Source organism: Streptomyces sp. NPDC050509 (assembly GCF_044457965.1).
GTDB lineage: Bacteria > Actinomycetota > Actinomycetes > Streptomycetales > Streptomycetaceae > Streptomyces.
In genome coordinates, this window is the sequence record NZ_JBITHL010000008.1 from 422,339 (window position 1) to 443,366 (window position 21,028).

At 71.3% G+C, this 21,028-nt stretch carries 18 protein-coding genes; 9 read left to right on the plus strand and 9 right to left on the minus strand.

Going from position 1 to position 21,028, the window contains the following annotated elements; genetic code table 11:
- Window positions 1-47: 47 nt before the first annotated feature.
- The 3 genes from ACIBJC_RS24605 to ACIBJC_RS24615 all read left to right on the plus strand — a co-directional run bounded on the left by ACIBJC_RS24605 (window position 48) and on the right by ACIBJC_RS24615 (window position 3,208).
- Window positions 48-989 carry an RluA family pseudouridine synthase gene (locus tag ACIBJC_RS24605; RefSeq protein ID WP_329826042.1) on the plus strand — a complete coding sequence of 314 codons (942 nt, stop codon included), beginning with the start codon at window positions 48-50 and terminating at the stop codon, window positions 987-989.
- Complete coding sequence (locus ACIBJC_RS24610; RefSeq protein WP_399295879.1) at window positions 986-1,456, plus strand: GNAT family N-acetyltransferase; 471 nt, start codon at window positions 986-988, stop codon at window positions 1,454-1,456. Before ACIBJC_RS24605 ends, ACIBJC_RS24610 begins: the two co-directional genes overlap by 4 nt.
- A 165-nt stretch (window positions 1,457-1,621) precedes the next feature.
- Window positions 1,622-3,208, plus strand: a complete 1,587-nt coding sequence (locus ACIBJC_RS24615; protein ID WP_399295881.1) for a Na+/H+ antiporter — start codon at window positions 1,622-1,624, stop codon at window positions 3,206-3,208.
- A gap of 68 nt (window positions 3,209-3,276) precedes the next feature.
- On the opposite strand, the gene ACIBJC_RS24620 is transcribed toward ACIBJC_RS24615, so the two are convergent.
- Window positions 3,277-4,395, minus strand: coding sequence for a mechanosensitive ion channel family protein (locus tag ACIBJC_RS24620; protein WP_399295883.1), 1,119 nt, complete (start codon window positions 4,393-4,395; stop codon window positions 3,277-3,279).
- A gap of 59 nt (window positions 4,396-4,454) precedes the next feature.
- Here ACIBJC_RS24620 and ACIBJC_RS24625 point away from each other — a divergent pair, with 59 nt between their 5' ends.
- Window positions 4,455-5,024 carry a dienelactone hydrolase family protein gene (locus tag ACIBJC_RS24625; RefSeq protein ID WP_329826046.1) on the plus strand — a complete coding sequence of 190 codons (570 nt, stop codon included), beginning with the start codon at window positions 4,455-4,457 and terminating at the stop codon, window positions 5,022-5,024.
- Between the two features lie 81 nt (window positions 5,025-5,105).
- Here ACIBJC_RS24625 and ACIBJC_RS24630 read toward each other — a convergent pair whose 3' ends face one another.
- The 3 genes from ACIBJC_RS24630 to ACIBJC_RS24640 form a co-directional block, all read right to left on the minus strand.
- Entirely contained in the window at window positions 5,106-5,921 is an 816-nt protein-coding gene (locus tag ACIBJC_RS24630) for a DsbA family protein (RefSeq protein ID WP_399295885.1), read from the minus strand.
- Window positions 5,922-6,033: 112 nt separating this feature from the next.
- Window positions 6,034-6,717, minus strand: a complete 684-nt coding sequence (locus ACIBJC_RS24635; protein WP_399295887.1) for a hypothetical protein — start codon at window positions 6,715-6,717, stop codon at window positions 6,034-6,036.
- Between the two features lie 74 nt (window positions 6,718-6,791).
- Entirely contained in the window at window positions 6,792-8,147 is a 1,356-nt protein-coding gene (locus tag ACIBJC_RS24640; RefSeq protein ID WP_399295889.1) for a DUF2252 domain-containing protein, read from the minus strand.
- A gap of 260 nt (window positions 8,148-8,407) precedes the next feature.
- Here ACIBJC_RS24640 and dnaE point away from each other — a divergent pair, with 260 nt between their 5' ends.
- Window positions 8,408-11,944 (plus strand): DNA polymerase III subunit alpha, encoded by a 3,537-nt coding sequence (gene dnaE, locus ACIBJC_RS24645; RefSeq protein ID WP_399295891.1) that lies wholly within the window; start codon window positions 8,408-8,410, stop codon window positions 11,942-11,944.
- 92 nt (window positions 11,945-12,036) lie between these two features.
- Here the strand turns inward: dnaE and ACIBJC_RS24650 are convergent, their stop codons facing one another.
- On the minus strand, window positions 12,037-12,213 hold the full coding sequence (locus ACIBJC_RS24650; protein ID WP_329826051.1) for a hypothetical protein: 177 nt from the start codon (window positions 12,211-12,213) through the stop codon (window positions 12,037-12,039).
- Window positions 12,214-12,481: 268 nt separating this feature from the next.
- On the opposite strand from ACIBJC_RS24650, the gene ACIBJC_RS24655 reads away from it, so the two are divergent.
- The 4 genes from ACIBJC_RS24655 to ACIBJC_RS24670 all read left to right on the plus strand — a co-directional run bounded on the left by ACIBJC_RS24655 (window position 12,482) and on the right by ACIBJC_RS24670 (window position 16,645).
- Window positions 12,482-13,750: an NYN domain-containing protein gene (locus ACIBJC_RS24655; RefSeq protein WP_399295893.1), complete on the plus strand. Its 1,269-nt coding sequence runs from the start codon at window positions 12,482-12,484 to the stop codon at window positions 13,748-13,750.
- A 168-nt stretch (window positions 13,751-13,918) separates the two neighbouring features.
- Window positions 13,919-14,890: an ABC transporter ATP-binding protein gene (locus ACIBJC_RS24660; protein ID WP_399296058.1), complete on the plus strand. Its 972-nt coding sequence runs from the start codon at window positions 13,919-13,921 to the stop codon at window positions 14,888-14,890.
- A gap of 154 nt (window positions 14,891-15,044) precedes the next feature.
- On the plus strand, window positions 15,045-15,881 hold the full coding sequence (locus tag ACIBJC_RS24665) for an ABC transporter permease (protein WP_399295895.1): 837 nt from the start codon (window positions 15,045-15,047) through the stop codon (window positions 15,879-15,881).
- Between the two features lie 83 nt (window positions 15,882-15,964).
- On the plus strand, window positions 15,965-16,645 hold the full coding sequence (locus ACIBJC_RS24670) for a hypothetical protein (RefSeq protein WP_399295897.1): 681 nt from the start codon (window positions 15,965-15,967) through the stop codon (window positions 16,643-16,645).
- Between the two features lie 65 nt (window positions 16,646-16,710).
- Here the strand turns inward: ACIBJC_RS24670 and ybaK are convergent, their stop codons facing one another.
- From ybaK to ACIBJC_RS24690, 4 genes are all read right to left on the minus strand, one after another.
- A complete protein-coding gene (gene ybaK, locus ACIBJC_RS24675) occupies window positions 16,711-17,211 on the minus strand; it encodes a Cys-tRNA(Pro) deacylase (protein ID WP_399295898.1) in 501 nt (166 codons plus the stop codon).
- Between the two features lie 35 nt (window positions 17,212-17,246).
- On the minus strand, window positions 17,247-17,987 hold the full coding sequence (locus ACIBJC_RS24680) for an LON peptidase substrate-binding domain-containing protein (RefSeq protein ID WP_399295900.1): 741 nt from the start codon (window positions 17,985-17,987) through the stop codon (window positions 17,247-17,249).
- A gap of 5 nt (window positions 17,988-17,992) precedes the next feature.
- Complete coding sequence (locus ACIBJC_RS24685; protein WP_399295902.1) at window positions 17,993-19,021, minus strand: hypothetical protein; 1,029 nt, start codon at window positions 19,019-19,021, stop codon at window positions 17,993-17,995.
- A gap of 227 nt (window positions 19,022-19,248) precedes the next feature.
- Complete coding sequence (locus ACIBJC_RS24690) at window positions 19,249-20,868, minus strand: oxidoreductase (protein ID WP_399295904.1); 1,620 nt, start codon at window positions 20,866-20,868, stop codon at window positions 19,249-19,251.
- Window positions 20,869-21,028: the final 160 nt, after the last annotated feature.

Below are 21,028 nucleotides of genomic sequence, written 5' to 3' on the forward strand. Positions count from 1 at the left end.
GAGGGCGCGCGGTCGGGTCTGTCGTAGCCACAAGGCATACTCGACAGGTGAGCTTTCCCGAGATCAGAACCCTGCCCGTGCCCGATGGCCTGGAGGGCGAGCGCGTCGACGCCGCCATAGCCCGCATGTTCGGCTTCTCCCGTACGAAGGCGGCCGAGCTGGCCGCCTCCGGGAAGGTCCAGGTCGACGGCGCCGTGGTCGGGAAGTCCGAGCGCGTGAACGGCGGGGCCTGGCTGGAGGTCGAGATGCCCGCGGCCCCCGCGCCCGTACAGATCGTCGCCGAGCCCGTCGAGGGCATGGAGATCGTGCACGACGACGACGACATCGTCGTCATCGTCAAGCCGGTAGGCGTCGCCGCGCACCCCAGCCCCGGCTGGTCCGGCACGACCGTCATCGGCGGTCTGGCCGCCGCCGGCTACCGGATCTCGACCTCCGGCGCGGCCGAGCGCCAGGGCATCGTGCACCGGCTGGACGTCGGGACCTCCGGGCTGATGGTCGTCGCCAAGTCGGAGCGCGCGTACACCCTGCTCAAGGCGCAGTTCAAGGAGCGCGTCGTCGACAAGCGCTACCACGCGCTGGTGCAGGGCCACCCCGACCCGATGAGCGGCACGATCGACGCGCCCATCGGCCGCCACCCGAACCACGACTACAAGTGGGCCGTGACCGCCGAGGGCAAGCCGTCGGTCACGCACTACGACCTGATCGAGGCGTTCCGGTCCGCCTCGCTGCTCGACATCAAGCTGGAGACGGGCCGGACGCACCAGATCCGGGTGCACATGTCCGCCCACCGCCACCCCTGCGTGGGCGATCTGACCTACGGCGCCGACCCGACGCTCGCCAAGCGGCTCGGGCTGACCCGGCAGTGGCTGCACGCCGTACGCCTCGGCTTCGAGCACCCGTCGGACGGGCGCTGGGTCGAGTACGCGAGCACCTACCCCGACGACCTCCAGGGCGCGCTGGACAAGGTCAGGGCGGAGAGCAACGCGTGACCGTGCCCGGCTGCACGCTGCGGGTGGCGCGGGACCCGGCGGACGTCGCAGCGTGCTTCGCGGTCCGCAAGGAGGTCTTCGTCGTCGAGCAGCGCGTGCCCGAGGAGCTGGAGTACGACGGCCGGGACGGCGACGCCGTCCAGGTGCTGGCCGTGCGTGACGACGGGGTGCCGCTGGGCACCGGACGGCTGCTGTACGGGCCCGGCGCGGCCGACCGTACCGGCGGCGACCCGGACACCGGCGCCCTCGGACGGCTCGCGGTCTCCCCGGCGGCCCGGGGTCTCGGCATCGGCGCCGCGCTCGTACGGGCCATCGAGGACGCGGCGCGCGAGCGGGGCCTGCGGGTGGTGGACCTGCACGCGCAGACGCACGCGCTCGGTTTCTACGAGCGGCTCGGATACGAGGCGTACGGACCCGAGTTCCCGGACGCGGGCATCCCGCACCGGTCCATGCGCCGGGTGCTCTAGCGCTCGGACGGTGCTCCAGCCGCTCGGACGGAACGGGAGCGGGTGTCCGGTGGCTCCGGCCCCCCTGGCCTGCGGCGTACAGGGCCCATGGCAGGCTTGAGGCCTTGATCCCGCTTTGATCACCCCTGTCCGTCGTTCAGGCTTTCGACCACCGGAGGGCCCACCGTGGACCAGTTGGCACTGCTGATCGTCCTGCTGCTCGGGGCGGTGCTCACCGTTCCGCTCGGGGACAAACTGGGGCTGCCCTCGCCGGTGCTGATGACGATCATCGGCGTCGCCCTGGCGCTGCTGCCGTTCGTACCGAATGTGCAGGTCCCGCCGGACTTCATCCTTCCGCTCCTGCTGCCACCGCTGCTGTACGCCGCCGTGCAACGCACCTCCTGGCGGCAGTTCACGGCCAATCTGCGGCCCATCTTCCTGCTCGCGGTCGCGCTGGTCTTCGTGACCACGGCGGCCGTGGCGGCGGTCGCCAACTCGATCGTGCCCGGCCTGCCCCTCGCCGCCGCGGTCGCGCTCGGCGCGCTCGTCGCCCCGCCCGACCCGGTGGCCGCGACCGCCGTCGCCGGATCGCTCGGGCTGCCCCGGCGGCTGGTCTCCATCCTGGAGGGCGAGGGCCTCTTCAACGACGTCACCGCGATCGTGCTCTACCACGTGGCGATCGCGGCGGCCGTCAGCGGCACCTTCTCCTGGCCGAGCGCCGTCGGCTCCCTGGTCCTCTCCGCGGTGGTGGCCGTGGCGGTGGGGCTCGCGCTCGGCTGGCTCACCAACAAGCTGATGTCGCTGCTCGGCGACGCGACCCTCCAGATCGGCCTGTCGCTGCTGGTGCCGTTCGTCAGCTATGTCCTGGCGGAGGAGCTGCACGGCTCCGGGGTGCTCGCCGTCCTCACCATCGCGCTCTTCCTCGCCACGCACACGGCGGACGCCGACGACGTCATGGGACGGCTGGCGGGCAACTCCTTCTGGCAGGTCGTCGACACCCTCGTCACCGGGGTCGCCTTCGGCCTCATCGGTCTTGAGCTGCACAACGCGTTCGGCGCGGCCGAGAGCCGGACGCCCGAGATGCTCGGCTGGGGCGCGGTGGTCGTCGGGGTCGTCGTGTTCGTCCGGCTGCTGTGGCTGCTGCCCGCGACCTGGCTGGCCAAGCGGATGCACAAGCTCCGGGACTACGACGAGGAGATCCCGACGAGCTGGCGCGAGACCGTCGTCATGTGGTGGGCCGGGATGCGCGGGGTGGCCTCGGTCGCCCTGGCGCTCGCCATCCCGCTGGAGACGGAGAACGGCGAGCCGTTCCCGGGCCGCGAGGAGATCATCTTCATCGCGTTCTCGGTCATCATGGCGACCCTGGTCGTCCAGGGGCTGACGCTGCCCTGGCTGGTGAGGAAGCTCGGGGTACGGGCGGACACGCAGGCGGAGCACGAACTGGAGCACGCGCTCGCGCTCCGCGCCGCGAAGGCGGCCAAGGGCCGGCTCAAGGAGATCGAGACGGTGGAGGAGGTCCCGGAGGAGATCAGCGAGCGGCTGGCGCGCGTGGCCATCGACATCGGGTTGCGGATCAGCCCCGACCTGGCGGACGACGAGCGCCGCGAGTGGGCCGCGCAGCGGGTGGCCCGCGGCCGTGCCGTACAGCGCATCCAGCGCGAGATGATGTCGGCGGCCCGCCACGAGGTCCTGTCGGCCCGCAACGAGCCGGGCGCTGACCCGGAGATCGTGGACCGCGTCCTGCGCCAGCTCGACGTACGCAGCATGCACTGACGCGGGCGGCGGGCGGCCCGGACACCGGGTCCCGGACACCGGCCGGTCCGGACACCGGCGAGGGACCGTCAGCCGCGGCCGGTGTCGGGCTCCCTGTCCGACCCGGCCTCCCGGCCGTCCCCGGCGTCCGCCCTGGCCGCGAGGGTCCGGCTCGGCGCCGCGACCTCGCCCACGATCCTCGGCAGGGCGTACGGATGGTGCGCTGCCAGCCAGGCCACCATCTCCTCCCGTACCGCGCAGCGCACCTTCCAGATGTCGTCCGCGTCCTTGGCCGTGACCACCGCGCGCACCTCGATCGTCGTCGGGGTGGTGTCCGTGACGGCCAGGCTCCAGTCCCGGCCGTCCCATGCCGAGCACTCCGCCAGGATCTCCTGGAGCTTCTCGCGCATCAGCGGCACGGGCGCGCAGTGGTCGAGCTGGAGGAAGACCGTGCCGGTCATCTGCACCCCGCCGCGCGACCAGTTCTCGAACGGCTGGGCGGTGAAGTACGAGACGGGCATGGTGATGCGCCGCTCGTCCCAGGTCCGTACGGCGAGGAAGGTCAGCGTGACCTCCTCGACCACGCCCCACTCGCCGTCGACCACCACCGTGTCCCCGATGCGCACCATGTCGCCGAAGGCGATCTGGAACCCGGCGAAGAGATTGCTCAGCGTGGACTGCGCGGCGACACCGGCGACGATGCCGATGATGCCCGCGGAGGCCAGCATCGACGTACCGATGCTGCGCAGGTCGGGGAAGGTCAGCAGCATCGCAGCGACCGCGACCACCACGACGACCGCGATCACGATCCGCATCATCAGCGTCACCTGCGTACGGACCCGGCGCACCCGGGCCGGATCGCGCGTCGAGGTCGCGTAGCGGGCGTACGAGGACTCGACGACCACGGAGACGACCCGTACGACCAGCCAGGCACCCGAGCCGATGACCACCAGGGACAGCACCCGGCCGATCTCGGACTGGTAGCTCTCGATGAGGCGCCAGCCGGTCTCCCGGTACGTACCGCGCAGCAGCGACGCCATCACCAGCACCTGGAGCGGCACGCCGCAGCGCCGCAGCAGCCCCCACAGCGGCGTCTCGGGGTGGCGGTGGTCCGCCCGGCGCAGCACCAGGTCCACGACCCAGCCGAGCGCCAGTGTGAGCAGGACCGTGCCGCCGAGCACGATCAGTGGGCGCAGTGCGTTCTCCATGAACTCCCTCTCGTCCCTCTCGTGGGGGCCGGGCGCGGACGGACTGGCAGGATGTCCGGATGGACATCATGCTCTTCCACTCCGTCTACGGCCTCCGCCCGGCTGTGCACGCCGCTGCCGACCGGCTGCGTGCCGCCGGGCACGAGGTGCGCGTGCCCGACCTCTTCGAGGGAGAAACGGTCTCCACCGTGGAGGAGGGCATGAAGCTGAAGGACCGGATCGGCAAGGACGAACTGCTGCGCCGGGCGGTGCTGGCCGCCGCCCCGTACTCCGAGCGCGGGCTGGTGTACGTGGGGCTCTCGCTCGGCGGATCGATCGCGCAGAACCTGGCGCTGGGCGACGCGAAGGCGCGCGGGCTGCTGCTTCTGCACGGCACGTCCGACATCGCGGAGAACGCGGCCGTGGACGAGCTGCCCGTACAGCTTCATGTGGCGGACCCCGACCCCTTCGAGCCGCACGACTGGCTGACCGCCTGGTACCTGCGGATGCGGCAGGTGGGGGCGGACGTGGAGGTCTACCGCTACCCCGGCGCCGGGCACCTCTTCACCGACCCGGAGCTGCCGGACTACGACGAGCGGGCCGCCGAGGAGACCTGGCGGACCGCGCTGGCCTTCATCGACTCGCTCTGAGCCTTCGGCGCAGGGGTTGCGGGGGCCGGGCCGACCCCCGCCCTGCGTACGGGCGGGGGCGGCACGGCCCGGTGCCCCGGCTCAGCCCTGGAGCGCCTTGGTGATCGCGGCGTTGAACTGCGCCACGGTCATGGGCGGGTTGTCGCTGCCCTCGGCCGTGAGCTTCTTGCCGTCCATCTTCAGGGTGGGCGTGCCCCGGACGCCGCTCTTGTCGAAGGCCGCGGACATCTTCATCGCCCAGGCGTCGTACGTACCGTTCTCGACGTTCTTCTTGAAGGCCGCGTTGCCCTTGAGCGCGCTCACGGAGTCGGCCACTTCGAGGAGGTAGCTGTCCTTGGCGAACTTGTCGCTCGTCTCCTCGGGGTGGTACTTCGCCGAGTAGAGCGCGGCCTTGTACTCCACGAACGCCTCGGGGCTCACATCGAGCGCCGCGCCCAGCGCCGACAGGGCGTTCTTGGAGCCCTCGCCGTTGTCGGAGTTGTCGATGAAGGTCGCGCCCACGTACTTGATCTTGAACTTGCCGGCGTCGACGTCGTTGTGGACGGTCTCGCCGACGGCCTGCTCGAAGGTGGCGCAGACGGGGCAGCGGGAGTCCTCGTACAGTTCGAGCGTCTTCTTGGCGTCCTTCTTGCCGATGACGACGGTTGTGCCGTTCGTGCCCTCGGTGTTCTTGGGGGCGACGACGGTCTTCTCGTCCTTCATGGTCTCCCAGTGGGAGGGCTTGTTGGACTGGACGACGGCGTAGCCGACGCCGCCGGCTATCGCGAGGACGGCGACGGCCGATCCGATGACGACGAACTGGCGGCGTGTCCTGTCCTTCTTCGCCTGCCGCTCGCGCTCGGCGCGCAGCCGCTCGCGGGCGGCTGCCTTGTTGGCCTGGTTGTTGCGTGCGCTCATGATGATTCGCTCCGTGGGGTGACGTGTGCGGCCGGCGTGATGCCGCTGGGGAGGGGAGGGTGACGGGGCCAGGACTCGGCTCGGTTCGGCTCGGTTCGGCTCGGGAAGAGCCTCAGACGGCGCCGAGCGCCGGTCCTGGCGGGCCCCTTCGTCCCACGGAGTGCACGAGGAGGTGGTGGCGGGAGGGGCGCGGGCGGTCCGCGGGGCGCGCGGCGCGCCGTACCGCCCGGGTGGCCGTGGAGACCACGGCGACCGCGATCAGCAGCGGCCGGAACGCGGTCACGGCCGCGGCCCGCACCAGCCGGGACAGCGCCGCCTCGCCGTGCCGCAGCCAGGCCGCGGCGAGCAGCCCCACCGCGACATGGCCGGCCAGCAGCAGCCAGGGCAGGGCCGGGTCGGGGGAGTCCAGCAGCGCGGCGGCCGTGGACCGAGGCGAGGCCACCCCGGGCAGCGGCGCGCCGAGGCCGCCGCCGCACAGCACGTCGAAGCCGACCGCGCGCAGCGACCCCGCCACAGGGCCGCCCGAGGCGCCGTAGCAGACACGCTGGCCGCTGGTGAAGACGGTGTCCGCGGCCAGTTCCAGCGGCACGAGCAGGGCGGCGATCCGCCAGAAGCCGCGCTCGCGGCCCGCCGCCGCGTAGGTGAGCGCGAACACGGCGGCGCCGAGCCCGGCGACCAGGGAGAGCGGCAGCGGGGTACGGGAGAGCAGCACGTGCGAGCCCGCGGACAGCGTCACGACCAGTGCCGTGAAGAGTGCTGCCCGCGCCGCTCTGAGCCGCGTCCCGGATATGTCCATCGTCGCCGAGTGTGCCATGGGTCCCCGTAAACGATCCCTAAAGCATCACAGCCGTACCAGGGACCAGGCCCGGCCTACGCGAGCCGGCCGTTGCGGAACAGGTCCACGAAGATCTGGTGGTCCGCCCGCGCCCGCGCCCCGTACGTGTGGGCGAACTCCACCAGCAGCGCTCCGAAGCCGTCCTCGTCGGCCGCGAGCGCCGCGTCGATGGCACGCTCCGTGGAGAACGGCACCAGGGAGTGCCCGCTCTCGTCGTCCGCCGCCGAGTGCATCGTCGCCGTCGCCCTGCCCAGGTCAGCGACGACGGCCGCTATCTCCTCCGGGTCGTCCAGGTCCGACCAGTCCAGGTCCACCGCGTACGGCGAGACCTCAGCGACGAGCTGGCCCGACCCGTCCAGCTCCGTCCAGCCCAGCCACGGGTCCGCGTGCGCCTGGAGCGCCCGCTGCGAGATCACCGTGCGGTGGCCCTCGTGCTGGAAGTAGTCGCGGACGGCCCCGTCGGTGATGTGCCGGGAGACCGCCGGGGTCTGCGCCTGCTTCAGGTAGATCACGACGTCGTTCTCCAGGGCGTCGCTGTTGCCCTCCAGCAGGATGTTGTACGAGGGCAGCCCGGCCGAGCCGATACCGATGCCCCGCCGGCCCACGACATCCTTGACGCGGTACGAGTCGGGGCGGGTCAGGCTGGACTCAGGAAGCGTCTCCAGATAGCCGTCGAACGCCGCGAGGATCTTGTACCTAGTGGCCGCGTCCAGCTCGATGGAGCCGCCGCCCGGTGCGAAGCGCCGCTCGAACTCCCGGATCTCCGTCATCGAGTCCAGCAGCGAGAAGCGCGTCAGCGAGCGGGCCGAGCGCAGCGCGGTGAGCAGCGGGCCCTGGGCCGTGTCCAGGGTGAAGGGCGGCACCTCGTCGTTCTTCGCGCCGGTCGCCAGCGCGTGGATCCGCTCGCGGTAGGCGCCCGCGTAGATCTCCACCAGCTCGGTGATCTGCGGGTCGCTGAGCGCCTTCGTGTAGCCGATCAGCGCGAGCGAGGCGGCGAACCGCTTCAGGTCCCAGGTGAACGGGCCTATGTACGCCTCGTCGAAATCGTTCACATTGAAGATCAGCCGGCCGTTGGCGTCCATGTACGTGCCGAAGTTCTCCGCGTGCAGATCGCCGTGGATCCACACCCGGCCCGTCCGCTCGTCGAGGAACCGCGCGTCGTCCCCGGTGTCCGTCCCGGCCGCCCCGGAGTCCTCCTGTGCCAGATCGTTGTAGAACAGGCACGCCGTACCCCGGTAGAAGGCGAACGCGGAGGCCGCCATCTTCCGGAACTTCACCCGGAAGGCTGCTGGATCAGCCGCCAGAAGCTCACCGAACGCGGTGTCGAAGACGGCGAGAATCTCCTCTGCGCGCTGCTCCTCGGCTGCTTCGACAGGTCGCGGGACCGACATCGCGGGGTGCCTCCTGGTGGCGGTGGGTCAAGGGGTGACTACAGGGCGACAGAGCCCTCCGAGGGCACGTCCGCGCCCTCGGAGGAGCAACGCGCGAAGCCACCGCCGAGTGCCCGCCGGGCCGCCCGGGTGCCCGCCTGTTGTCGGTCGTGCGACGTAGACTTCGGGGCTGTCTCCCCGGACTGTCCGCAGCGCCGGGAGACCCCCCGGGCGCGCCCCCGGGAAACCACCGTCTCACCCGCTCACTGGAGGCCCCCGCCGTGACCAAGCCGCCCTTCACGCACCTGCATGTCCACACCCAGTACTCGCTGCTGGACGGTGCCGCGCGGCTGGGGGACATGTTCAAGGCGTGCCAGGAGATGGGCATGTCCCATATCGCGATGACCGACCACGGGAATCTCCACGGCGCCTACGACTTCTTCCATCAGGCGAAGAAGGCGCAGGTGACGCCCATCATCGGGATCGAGGCGTACGTGGCGCCCGAGTCCCGGCGGCTGAAGCGGAAGGTGCAGTGGGGCCAGCCGCACCAGAAGCGGGACGACGTGTCCGGTTCGGGTGGTTACACCCACAAGACGATCTGGGCGGCGAACCGGACCGGGCTGCACAACCTCTTCCGGCTCTCCTCGGACGCGTACAAGGAGGGCTGGCTCCAGAAGTGGCCCCGGATGGACAAGGAGACCATCGCGAAGTGGTCCGAGGGCCTGATCGCCTCGACCGGCTGCCCCTCCGGTGAGCTCCAGACGCGGCTGCGGCTCGGCCAGTTCGACGAGGCGCTGAAGGCGGCCTCCGAGTACCAGGACATCTTCGGCAAGGACCGGTACTTCCTGGAGCTGATGGACCACGGCATCGAGATCGAACGCCGGGTGCGGGACGGGCTGCTGGAGGTCGGCAAGAAGCTCGGCATCCCGCCGCTGGTCACCAACGACTCGCACTACACGTACGCGAACGAGGCCACCGCCCACGACGCGCTGCTCTGCATCCAGACCGGCAAGAACCTCTCCGATCCGGACCGCTTCCGCTTCGACGGCACCGGCTACTACCTCAAGTCGACCGAGGAGATGTACGCCGTCGACCTCTCCGACGCCTGGCAGGAAGGGTGCGCCAACACCCGCCTGGTGGCCGACCAGATCGACCCCGAGGGCTGGTTCCAGGAGCGGAACCTGATGCCGAAGTTCGAGGTGCCGGAAGGCTTCACCGAAGTCTCCTGGTTCCGCGAGGAGACCATGCGCGGCATGGCCCGCCGGTTCCCGAACGGCATCCCGGAAGACCGGATGCGCCAGGTCGAGTACGAGATGGGCATCATCATCGACATGGGCTTCCCGGGGTACTTCCTCGTGGTCGCCGACTTCATCATGTGGGCGAAGAACAACGGCATCGCGGTCGGCCCCGGCCGTGGATCCGCCGCCGGTTCGATCGTGTCGTACGCCATGGGCATCACCGACCTCGACCCGATCGAGCACGGACTGATCTTCGAGCGGTTCCTCAACCCCGAGCGCATCTCCATGCCCGATGTCGACATCGACTTCGACGAGCGTCGGCGCGGTGAGGTCATCCGGTACGTGACCGAGAAGTACGGCGCCGACAAGGTCGCCATGATCGGCACGTACGGCAAGATCAAGGCCAAGAACGCCATCAAGGACTCCGCCCGCGTGCTGGGCTACCCGTACGCGATGGGCGACCGGCTCACGAAGGCGATGCCCGCCGACGTCCTCGGCAAGGGCATCGACCTCAACGGCATCACCGACTCCTCGCACCCGCGCTACAGCGAGGCGGGCGAGATCCGGGGGATGTACGAGAACGAGCCGGACGTCAAGAAGGTCATCGACACCGCGAAGGGTGTGGAGGGCCTGGTCCGGCAGATGGGTGTGCACGCGGCCGGCGTGATCATGTCCAGCGAGACGATCACCGACCACGTCCCCGTCTGGGTCCGGCACACCGACGGCGTGACGATCACCCAGTGGGACTACCCGCAGTGCGAGTCGCTCGGCCTGCTGAAGATGGACTTCCTCGGCCTGCGCAACCTGACGATCATGGACGACGCCGTCAAGATGGTGAAGTCCAACAAGGGCATCGACCTGGAGATGCTCGCCCTGCCGCTGGACGACCCCAAGACGTACGAACTCCTCTGCCGGGGCGACACGCTCGGCGTCTTCCAGTTCGACGGCGGCCCCATGCGCTCGCTGCTGCGTCAGATGCAGCCCGACAACTTCGAGGACATTTCCGCCGTCTCGGCCCTCTACCGGCCGGGCCCGATGGGCATGAACTCGCACACGAACTACGCGGAGCGCAAGAACGCCCGCCAGGAGATCACCCCGATCCACCCGGAGCTGGAGGAGCCCCTCAAGGAGGTCCTCGGGCTCACCTACGGTCTGATCGTCTACCAGGAGCAGGTGCAGAAGGCCGCCCAGATCGTCGCGGGCTACTCGCTCGGCGAGGCCGACATCCTGCGCCGTGTGATGGGCAAGAAGAAGGCCGACGAGCTGGCGAAGAACTTCGTCCTCTTCGAGGCGGGCGCCAAGAAGAACGGCTTCTCGGACGCGGCGATCAAGGCCCTGTGGGACGTCCTGGTGCCGTTCGCCGGATACGCCTTCAACAAGGCGCACTCCTCGGCGTACGGACTGGTCACCTACTGGACGGCGTACCTCAAGGCGAACTACCCCGCCGAGTACATGGCCGCCCTGCTGACCTCGGTCAAGGACGACAAGGACAAGTCCGCGGTCTACCTCAACGAGTGCCGGCGCATGGGCATCAAGGTGCTGCCGCCCAACGTCAACGAGTCGCTGTCCAACTTCGCCGCCCAGGGCGACGACGTGATCCTGTTCGGCCTGACCGCCGTCCGTAACGTCGGCCAGAACGTCGTCGACTCGATCATCAGGTCCCGCAAGGCGAAGGGGAAGTACGCGACCTTCCCCGACTTCCTCGACAAGGTCGAGGCGGTCGTCTGCAACAAGCGCACCGTCGAATCACTCATCAAAGCCGGCGCCTTCGACGAGATGGGCCACACCCGCAAGGGCCTGGTCGCCCACCACGAACCGATGATCGACAACGTCGTCCAGGTCAAGCGCAAGGAGGCCGAGGGGCAGTTCGACCTCTTCGGCGGCGGTGACGAGGAGACGAGCGAGCCGGGGTTCGGGCTCGACATCGAGTTCTCCGACATCGAGTGGGACAAGACGTACCTCCTCGCGCAGGAGCGCGAGATGCTCGGCCTCTACGTCTCCGACCACCCGCTCTTCGGCCTGGAGCACGTGCTGTCCGACAAGGCCGACGCGTCGATCTCCCAGCTCACCGGAGGGGAACACGGGGACGGCGCGGTCGTCACCGTCGGTGGCATCATCTCCGGCCTCCAGCGCAAGATGACCAAGCAGGGCAACGCCTGGGCGATCGCCACCGTCGAGGACCTGGCGGGCTCGATCGAGTGCATGTTCTTCCCCGCGACCTACCAGCTCGTCTCCACTCAGCTCGTCGAGGACACGGTCGTCTTCGTCAAGGGCCGGCTCGACAAGCGCGAGGACGTCCCCCGGCTCGTCGCCATGGAACTCCAGGTCCCCGACGTCTCCTCGGCGGGCACCGACGCCCCCGTCACCATCACCATCCCCACGGTGAAGCTCACCCCGCCCATGGTCAGCAGGCTCGGCGAGATCCTCAGCCACCACCGGGGCAACTCCGAGGTCCGCATCAAGCTCCAGGGCGCCAGGAAGACCACCGTGCTCCGCCTCGACCGGCACCGGGTCCAGCCCGACCCGGCGCTCTTCGGCGACCTGAAGGTCCTGCTCGGCCCGTCCTGCCTGGCCGGCTAGCGGACCCGACCCGTACAGAACGCGCAGAACCCAAGGAGGGGCGCGCCCGGAAACCGGGCGCGCCCCTCCGCGTACGTACCCTCGTACGGGTGTCAGTTGTGGCCGAAGCGCTTCTGCCGCTTGTGGGCGACGTCCGACGGCGTGATCCTCTGCTCCACCTGGTCGGAGCGGTCCTCCATCGACGAGGACCTCGACTCCTGTGTGCCGCGCTCCGACTCCGAGCGGGCGTGCTGCTTGTTGCCGCGATCCCGGTTCTTGTTCTTCGACATGGCGCTGCCTCCTGCGGGTTCATTGAGGACCAGGGGCCACTTCGAGACTCACATAGGCTACCGAACGCCGCATTTTGGATCATTGCCGTGTGTAGCGGGCGCTCCTGTGGCCCGCCCCACGGCCGATCCGGCTCGATCCGCCTCGGTCCGTCGCCGATCCGCCACGCCGATGATCGAGTTCCGGACGTTAAGCCTCTTGCCGTCGGGCAGACTCGAAGCAAACCCGCAGTAACTCCCGATCTCCCGATCCCGAGGTTCCCGAAAGAGGGTGGAACGCGTGGACCGCTGCGTCGTCCTGGTGGACGCCGGCTACCTGCTGGGCGCCGCCGCGAGCCTGCTGGCCGGAGAGCCGGCCCGATCCCGCATCACCGTCGACCACTCCGCCCTGATTCAAGGCCTCAGGGAGCGCGCCGAAGCCGATACGGAACAGCCGCTGCTCCGGATCTACTGGTTCGACGGCGCCCCCGACCGCGTCCCGCAGCCCGAACACCGGCGACTGCGCGTGATGCCCCGCGTCACGGTCCGACTCGGCGCGCTGACGAGAAGTGACGGCCGCTGGGCGCAGAAAGGCGTCGACGCGGCGATGCATGCAGAACTCACCGAACTGGCCAGAAATCGCGCCTGCTCCGATGTCGTGCTGGTCACGGGCGACGGCGATCTGCTGCCCGGCCTGATGTCGGCCAAGGAACACGGCGTCGCGGTCCACCTCTGGGCGGTCCAGGCCGCCGACGGCGACTACAACCAGTCCGAGGACCTGGTCGCCGAGGCGGACGAACGGCGCGTGCTGGACCGCGCGTGGATCACCAAAGCCGTACGCGCCAAGGACCTCGGCGGCGTCTGTACGCCGTCCCCCGCCCCGCGCCCCGAGATCGCGGCGATCCTCTCGGCCCCGCTCCCCGAATCGGCGCTCGCGGCCTCCGCGGAACGCGCGGCACAGGCCCAGACGCAGACCTCGGCGCCCGCCGGACGCAACGGCTCGACGGCACAGCCCACGACCCACGACCCCGAACCGCACCCCGCACCCCCGGGCGGCAGGGGCGTCCCCACCCCCAAGGACCTGGCGAGCCTGCGCGCCCCCCACCCCGACCGGCAGCCCGCACCACCCCAGCCCCAGCACCCCGGGGGCGCGACACTCCGCTGGTCCTCCGACAAGGGCTGGGTGGAACGCCCGGGCAGCGGCACATCCGGCGAACCCCCGGAAACGGCATCCCTGCCGACGCTGGCCCAGCTCACCAGCGCGGAACAGCGGTGGGCGGACCGGGAGGAGGACATCACCACGGTCGGCGGCGACCCCTTCGAGGTGGGACAGGTCTTCGCCCGCCGCTGGATGGAACGGCTGCCGGAGACCGCCCACGTACAGAAACTGTCCGTGATGTACCCCCGCGTCCCGCACCGCATCGACGGCGAACTGCTGCGGTACGCGGCCCGCTTCGGACTGCTGGCACACAAGGACGACCAGATCGACGAGCACGACCGGTACGCGATCCGGGCGGGCTTCTGGCGCGAGATCGACGTCCGAGCCGCCCAGGAAAGTTGATTTCCGCGGGCTCGGCTCCTGACCCGGCCGGGGCCGCCTCCTCGCTTGACCGGCGAGTGAGCCGAAGGGGCGCGCCGCTGACGAGTACAGCAGGCGCCCCGGAGGCGAACCGAGCCCCAAAAGAAAGGGGGCCCGGCGCGCAACGTATGGTCGTTTCTCGTGAGTACGGTGTGTGTGGTGCGCGACTTGGTCAAGACGTACCCCGCCGCGCGCGGCAGGCGTGGGGTTCCCGGGACGCCTGAGGTGCGTGCCACCGATGGGATTTCGCTCGATGTGCGGCGTGGTGAGATCTTCGGCCTGCTCGGGCCGAACGGCGCCGGCAAGTCCACACTCGTACGGCAGATCACCGGGCTCATGCGGCCCGATTCCGGCGCCGTCGAGGTTCTCGGACACGATCTGGTGCGCCATCCCGAGCGTGCCTCGCGGCTCATCGGCTATCTCGGCCAGGAGTCGAGCGCGCTCGACGAACTGACCGTGGCGCTCGCCGCCGAGACCACGGGGCGGCTGCGCGGGCTCACGCTGCGGGCTGCGCGGGCCGAGCGGGACCGGGTGCTGGGGGAGCTGGGGCTCACCGAGATCGCCGGGCGCGCGCTGAAGAAGCTCTCCGGGGGGCAGCGGCGTCTCGCGTGCTTCGCCGCCGCGCTGGTGGGGGAGCGGCCCGTACTCGTCCTGGACGAGCCGACCACCGGGATGGATCCCGTCGCGCGGCGGGCGGTGTGGGCCGCGGTGGACCGGCGGCGTGCCGAGCACGGGGTGACGGTTCTGCTCGTCACCCACAATGTCATCGAGGCCGAGACGGTTCTCGACCGGGTCGCCGTGCTGGAGCGCGGCAAGGTCATCGCCTGTGACACGCCGTCGGGGCTGAAGGAGCAGGTGGCGGGGGAGGTCCGCGTCGAGCTGGTGTGGCGGGAGCGCGCGCCGCTCGACGTCCCCGAGGTGGCGGCGCTGCGCGGGTCCGCGCAGGAGTCCGGGCGCCGCTGGGTGCTGCGGCTCGCGCCCGACGAGGCGCGCGCCGCCGTCGCCGCGGTGACCGGCGGCGCGGCCTTCGCGGCGCTGGACGACTTCACGCTGGCGACGCCGAGCCTGGAGGATGTCTATCTGGCGCTCGGCGGCCGGGCGCAGGGGCTGGTGAAGGCATGAGCGCCGGGGGCTTTTCCGGGACGTGTCCCGCGACCGCGCGCCCCGTGGCAGGGTGGGGCCCTGCGGTGGGGCGGGGCGCCGGCCGCAGTCGGCAGCCGTACGTCCGCGACCAGGCCCCGGCGGACCCGAACGTACCGAACAGGAGCAGCGCCAGGTGAGCATCGTGCCCGCGGAGGCCGTGTCCGCGAGGATCCGGACGGCGAAGGACACCCCCACCGAGGCGGCCGGGGGCGCGCCCGCACCTCTCGCGCCCCGGGCGCGGCTGCTGCCCTCGCTCGCCGCGGTCTACCGTGCCCAGCTCTCCCGGGCGCGGGTGGCCCGGATCCCGCTGCTCTTCGTGGCGACGTTCCAGTCCGTCGGGATCATGATCCTGATGCGGGGCGTCGTGGAGGGCGGTGACGAGGCGCGGGCCGTCGTCGCCGGTTCGAGCGTGCTCGTCGTGGCGTTCGTCGCGCTCAATCTGCTCGCCCAGTACTTCGGCCAGTTGCGGGCGAGCGGCGGCCTGGACCACTACGCCACCCTGCCCGTGCCGCCCGCCGCGGTGGTGCTGGGCGCGGCGGGCGCGTACGCCTCGTTCACCGTGCCCGGTACGGCGGTCACGGCCGTCACCGGCAGTGTGCTCTTCCAGCTTCCGCTCACCCATCTCTGGGTGCTCGCCGCGGTCATCCCGCTCTCCGGCGCGGCCCTCGCGGGGCTCGGCGCGGCGCTCGGCCTGCTCGCGCCGCGTCAGGAACTGGCCACCCTGCTGGGCCAGCTCGGGATGTCCGCGGCGCTGCTGCTCGGGGTGCTGCCCGCGGACCGGCTGCCGGGGCCGATCGGGTACGCGCGTGATCTTCTGCCGTCCACGTACGGGGTGGAGGCGCTGGCCCGTACGTTCGACGCGCACCCGGACTGGACGGCCGTCGCGTTCGACCTGGGGGTCTGCGCCGTCGTCGGGGTCGTCTCGCTGGCCGTGGCGACCTGGGCGTACCGGCGGGCCGCGGTCCGCTGAGGCGGCGGCGTACGGTGTCCGGTCCCCGGCCCCCGTGCCGGTCCGATGCGGCGCCCACCGCCGGGGCCTGGCACGATGGCACCGTGACCGCACCTCTGACGCCTCCCCACCAGCCGCAGCACGACGACCCCTGGCAGACACCGCCGGCCGGGGAGTCGCCCCGTCCCGCGGCCGACGCGGAGAAGTGGCCCGACATGAAGACCGAGGTGCGGCAGGCGGTGGTGGTCCTGGTGGCCGTCACGGTGTCGGGGCTGCTCCTCGGGCTGCTGTGGATGTCGCTGGCGCCGAGCGTCCCGCTGGTCTCCGACGCCACGGCCGTCTTCCTGAAGGACACGGAGGGCGAGGAGGCCATCGCCGCCGACGGTACGTTCCTGCTGCTGGCGCTCGCCTTCGGCGCGGTCAGCGCGGGCCTGGTCTTCCTCTTCCACCGGCGCGGCGGGATCGCCCTGGTCGTCGGTCTGGCGGCGGGCGGGCTGCTGGGCGCGGTGCTGGCCTGGAAGTTCGGTGTGGAGCTGGGCCCGACGTCGGACGTCGTGGCGCACGCCAAGCAGGCCGGCAAGGGCGTCACCTTCGACGCGCCGCTCGAACTCCACGCGAAGGGCGCGCTGCTGGCGTGGCCGGTGGCCGCGATGGTGGTGCATCTCGCGCTGACGGCCCTGTTCGGCCCGCGCGATCCGGAACCGGAGTGGGAGTGGAACACGGCGTACGGGAGCGCGCCCCAGCCGGGTGGGGAGAACCCGTCCTGGGGTTCCCCGGAGAAGTGACCCGCGGTACGTGACGGCGCCGAGCGCCACCCATACGGGTGTACGGGTGGGTGTACGGGCGCGTCTCAGGCGCGGCCGATGGGGGCCACGACCGCCGCGGTGAGCGCCGCCAGGTCCCGCGGGGCCAGCTCGACCTCCAGACCGCGCCGGCCCGCCGAGACGCACACGGTCGGATGGGCCTCGGCCGAGGCGTCCAGGACCGTACGGAGCCGCTTGCGCTGGCCCAGCGGGGAGATCCCGCCCCGTACGTACCCGGTCGTCCGCTCGGCCGCCGCCGGGTCGGCCATGGCGGCGCGTTTGCCGCCGACCGCCGCCGCGAGGGCCTTGAGGTCCAGCGAGCCGGCGACGGGGACGACGGCGACGGTGAGTTCACCGTCCACGTCCGCGACGAGCGTCTTGAAGACCCGGTCGGGGGAGACGCCCAGCGCCTGCGCGGCCTCCTCGCCGTAGGACGGGGACGCTGGATCGTGCGCGTACGCGTGCAGGGTGTACGCCGTGCCCGCCGCGGTCAGCGCGACCGTCGCCGGGGTCCCGCCTGCCTGCTGCTTCCTGGACTTCTTCGCCACGGTACGGATCCCCCTGGAACGGTGCGGCCACTCGGTCAGTTGAGGGTGGTCGGCGCCTGCGTCAGCGTCACGGCGGGCAGCGAGGGGAGATGGCGGATCACCGCGGTCTCCGCGCGCAGCAGCTTCAGCTCCGCGCGCAGCCGGGCCGCGATGTCCGGCGCCTCCAGCAGCAACTGTTTCGTCGGGACGTCCAGTACGGCCGCGGCGGCCACCAGGTACGACACCACCGAGGGCTCGTCCGGCAGGTCCTCGATCCGGGAGAGCGAGCGCTCGCGCGCCCCGGCCAGCCGCTTCTGGTAGTTCTGGAAGGCGCGCAGGACGCCGGCGGCGAGCGTGGCCGCGCCCTCGCCGGGCTCCTCGGGCAGCTCCTCCAGCTCCGCCGTCAGATACGGCCCGTTGGCCTCGACGGAGAGCAGCCGGACCCGGGTGGTGCCCGTGGCGACCACCTCGAAGGTGCCGTCGGGGCGTTCGCGGATCGTCGCCGCGTCCGCGACGCAGCCGACCGGGTGGAACGCTTCGAGCGGATCGGGGCCGAAGCCGTCGGCGGGCCGGCGCTCGGGCGGCGACGTGCCCTCCGGCATTCCCGGGGCGGTCACCGCCACTTCGTGCCCGTCGCGGATGGCGACCACGGCGAAGAGGCGCGGTTCGGACTCGTCCGTCTTCAGCAGCTCACGCATGATCGCGCGATAACGCTCCTCGAAGACGTTCAGGGGCAGGACGAGGCCCGGGAACAGCACCGCGTTCAGCGGGAAGAGAGGGAGGCGTGCGGTGGTCACAACGGTCAAGCGTAATGGCCGTCGGGCCCTCCCCGGTCGGTCCTGTTGCGCAAAGGCATGGACGAGGCCACCTGGATCCGTACGCCGTCACGCGTTTCGAGGAACCGGCCGAGCGGATCGTCGGTGAAACTGGTCCACGGGAAGGACGTCGCGTACGGCCCGATCAGCCGGAACTGCTCCAGTGCGTCGGCCCAGCGCCCCCGCTCCACCAGCACGTACGCGAGGAGGTTGCGCACCTCGGCCGGCCAGGGGTCGCCCGCCTCGTACCGGGCGGAGACCGTGACGGCGAGATCGGCGGCGGCGTCGATACGGTCGCCGTGGACCGCGCCCGGTGTGCCGCTCAGCAGCCGGCTGAAGGCCGCGCGCACCGGAAGCGCCCGTACGAGCGAACCGGGCAGCGCGTCGCGCGCGGCGTCCTCGGCGAAGTCGAAGCACTCCTGGTGCGAGCCGTACCAGTGGGCGGAGAGGTACTGGAGGGCCGCGACATGGCAGCCGTAGTGGTGCGAGGAACGGCGTACGGCCTGCGCCCACAGCGACTCGAACGCGGTGTGCGGGGCGTGTGTACCCCGCGCGTGGTCCAGCGCCACGCGCCAGGGCACCGGGTCGCGCGGGTCGCCGTCCGCGGCGGCGTCGATCAGCGGTCCTGTCTCGCGCAGCAACTCGGCGCGGGCCGGGGACTCCCAGGCCCTGCGGACGGCCAGTTCGGCCCGGACGAGCAGGGCGTCGGGGTCGTGCGGCGCGGCGTGCAGCCAGGCGGCGAGCCAGCCGTCCCGGCCGTGCGCGAACGCGGCCAGCCGCATGACGTAGCGGTCCCGGTCCTCCCACGCGGCGGCCTCCCGCGTCGCCGCGAGGACCTTCGCGGCCTGCTCGTACTCGCCGAGCGCGGCGGAGACCAGGGCGGGCGCGAGCCGGTCGTCGGGGGCGTCGAGCAGCACCTCGTGGTCCGGTGGCAGCCCGGCGGCGAGCAGCGGGGTGTGCCGGACCATGCGCGCGGTGCTGATCAGGGCGCGAAGCAATGACATGGTGCGGACCATTGAAAACCGCAGGTGGCGGGGGCGCCAGAGGGTTGCTGTGAAGCTTTGGTGGCGGGGGAAAGGTTGTCCTGGCGGAGGTCAAGGGAAAGTAAAGAAACGCGGGTGGCGTCCCCCGGTGGTGCGCGACCGGTGTGTCCCCCGGTGGGCGCGCGACCGGTGCGGCTGCGGGGGTGACACATCCCCCGGGGCGACGCCTCACGCCGGACCGTCGCCCCCAGGGTCGCGCGTCACCCCCGTCGCAGCACCCGTGTCGCTCCCGTGGCCACCGTGGTCGCCAGGATCCAGCCCAGCACCACCAGGCCCGCCGCCGTCCACTGCCAGGTGCCCTCCGGGAGCCAGAACCCGTCCTGGCCCAGGTCGATCACCGGGATCAGCAGATCCAGAGCGTAGAGCGCCGGATTCCATATCGGGTGTTCGTCCGCCCGCAGCGGGGGCGGCGGGTGGCGGGCGAACGCGATCGTGCCCGCGCCCCACAGCAGCGCCATCCACAGCGCCGCCCGGCCGGGGCGGTAGCCGTACGCGACCGTCCAGTCCTGGAGGTAGCCCCACAGCTTCGCCGCCAGCGGCAGCGTCTCGCGGCGGCGCCGCTGCTTCGCCAGCAGCACCTCGCGCGCGTCCGAGTCCTCGCCGCTGTTCCGCAGCACCTGCGCGAGCCGTTCGTACGGTTCGGGGGAGTACTCCGGGGTCGCCGCCGCCAGCCACTCCAGCCGCCGCAGCAGCGGGAAGTGCCCGAACGGGACGATGTTCTCGTAGACGAAGCCGCCCATGGCGAGCCCACCGGGCCCCGGCCAGCTCGTCGACATGTCGATGAGCGTCACGATCCGCGCGCCGCTCAGCACGACCCGGCCCTCCTCCACGCGCTCGCACTTGAACCGCAGCTCCGGCGTGCTGATCCGGCGCAGCGACAGCTCCTCCGTCGGCGCGAGGAAGAACCGCGCCCCGTCCACGTCGAGCGCGTCACCGAACCGGCCGTCGTCCAGCCGGACCCCGCCCCGGCACTCGAACCGCTGTAATCGCGTGCCCAGCAGCGGCGCGGCGACCTGCCCGACGCCGTACGGGGGAGTCACCGCCGTGATGTCGGGGGTGCCGAGGAGGTCGGCGGTGTCGCCGATCCACGCGCCCGCCATGTACAGCGAGCGCTCCACCGTGAGCTGGGGGGCGTTGAGCGCCCGCCGCTCCTCCGCGGCGCGCAGCCGGCTGCCGCGCAGGCTCAGCGACACGCCGACCTTCGCGCCGCGCAGGCTGACCTCGCCGAACGTCTCGATCTGATCTGCGGTGAAGTCCTGCGCGACGGACAGCCCGTCGGCGGCGATCGCCCGGCCGTGCCGGTCGGGCCCCACGTCGATCTGGCTGATCAGCAGATCCGTACCGATCTGCGCGTCGGTCAGCCGGATCCCCCGCTCCACCCGGCAGCGCGGCAGATGCAGATCGCCCTGGGTGCGCAGCCGGGCGGCCTCCAGCCGGGGGATCGCGCAGGCCACCATCCGCAGCGTGGTGAAGTGCGACTCGGGCAGGATCACCTCGTTCTCGAACCGGCACTGGTCCAGCTCCACGTACGGTGCGATCTCACCGCCCGCGAGGTTGAGCGTCCCGGTGATCTGGAGGCCGCGCAGTTTGAGCGCCGCGACCCGGCCCGGCAGCGCGGCGGGCCCGCTGAGCAGCAGCAGGGCCATCACCCGGGCGCGCACGCTGCGTTCCGTGCCCCAGGGGCGGGGTGAGAAGGGATCGTTCAGGAGCGGGTCCGACGTGCTCAGGTCGTACACGCTGCCGTTGCGGAACGACTGCCACATGCCGACTTCCGCGGCGCTGAGCCAGTCGGGACATTCGTCGTACTGCGGCTCGGTCACGGCCGCTCCTCCGCTTCCCCGTGTGCGTACAGGGTGTGAGTGCTGATCATGGATGTGTGGAGCGATGAACAGAGGGGTGTGGAGCGATGTACAGAGGGGTGTACAGACCAGATGGGCGAAACGGTCCTTACCCTCGTTGTGCCCGCTCGGTGACGAACTG

Excerpts from the sequence above, each read along its gene's own strand:
- ACIBJC_RS24685 (WP_399295902.1), bottom strand. The coding sequence starts at position 19,021 with ATGGTCCGCACCATGTCATTGCTTCGCGCCCTGATCAGCACCGCGCGC.
- ACIBJC_RS24635 (WP_399295887.1), bottom strand. The coding sequence starts at position 6,717 with ATGGACATATCCGGGACGCGGCTCAGAGCGGCGCGGGCAGCACTCTTC.
- ACIBJC_RS24625 (WP_329826046.1), top strand. The coding sequence starts at position 4,455 with ATGGACATCATGCTCTTCCACTCCGTCTACGGCCTCCGCCCGGCTGTG.
- ACIBJC_RS24630 (WP_399295885.1), bottom strand. The coding sequence starts at position 5,921 with ATGAGCGCACGCAACAACCAGGCCAACAAGGCAGCCGCCCGCGAGCGG.
- ACIBJC_RS24640 (WP_399295889.1), bottom strand. The coding sequence starts at position 8,147 with ATGTCGGTCCCGCGACCTGTCGAAGCAGCCGAGGAGCAGCGCGCAGAG.
- ACIBJC_RS24620 (WP_399295883.1), bottom strand. The coding sequence starts at position 4,395 with ATGGAGAACGCACTGCGCCCACTGATCGTGCTCGGCGGCACGGTCCTG.
- ACIBJC_RS24650 (WP_329826051.1), bottom strand. The coding sequence starts at position 12,213 with ATGTCGAAGAACAAGAACCGGGATCGCGGCAACAAGCAGCACGCCCGC.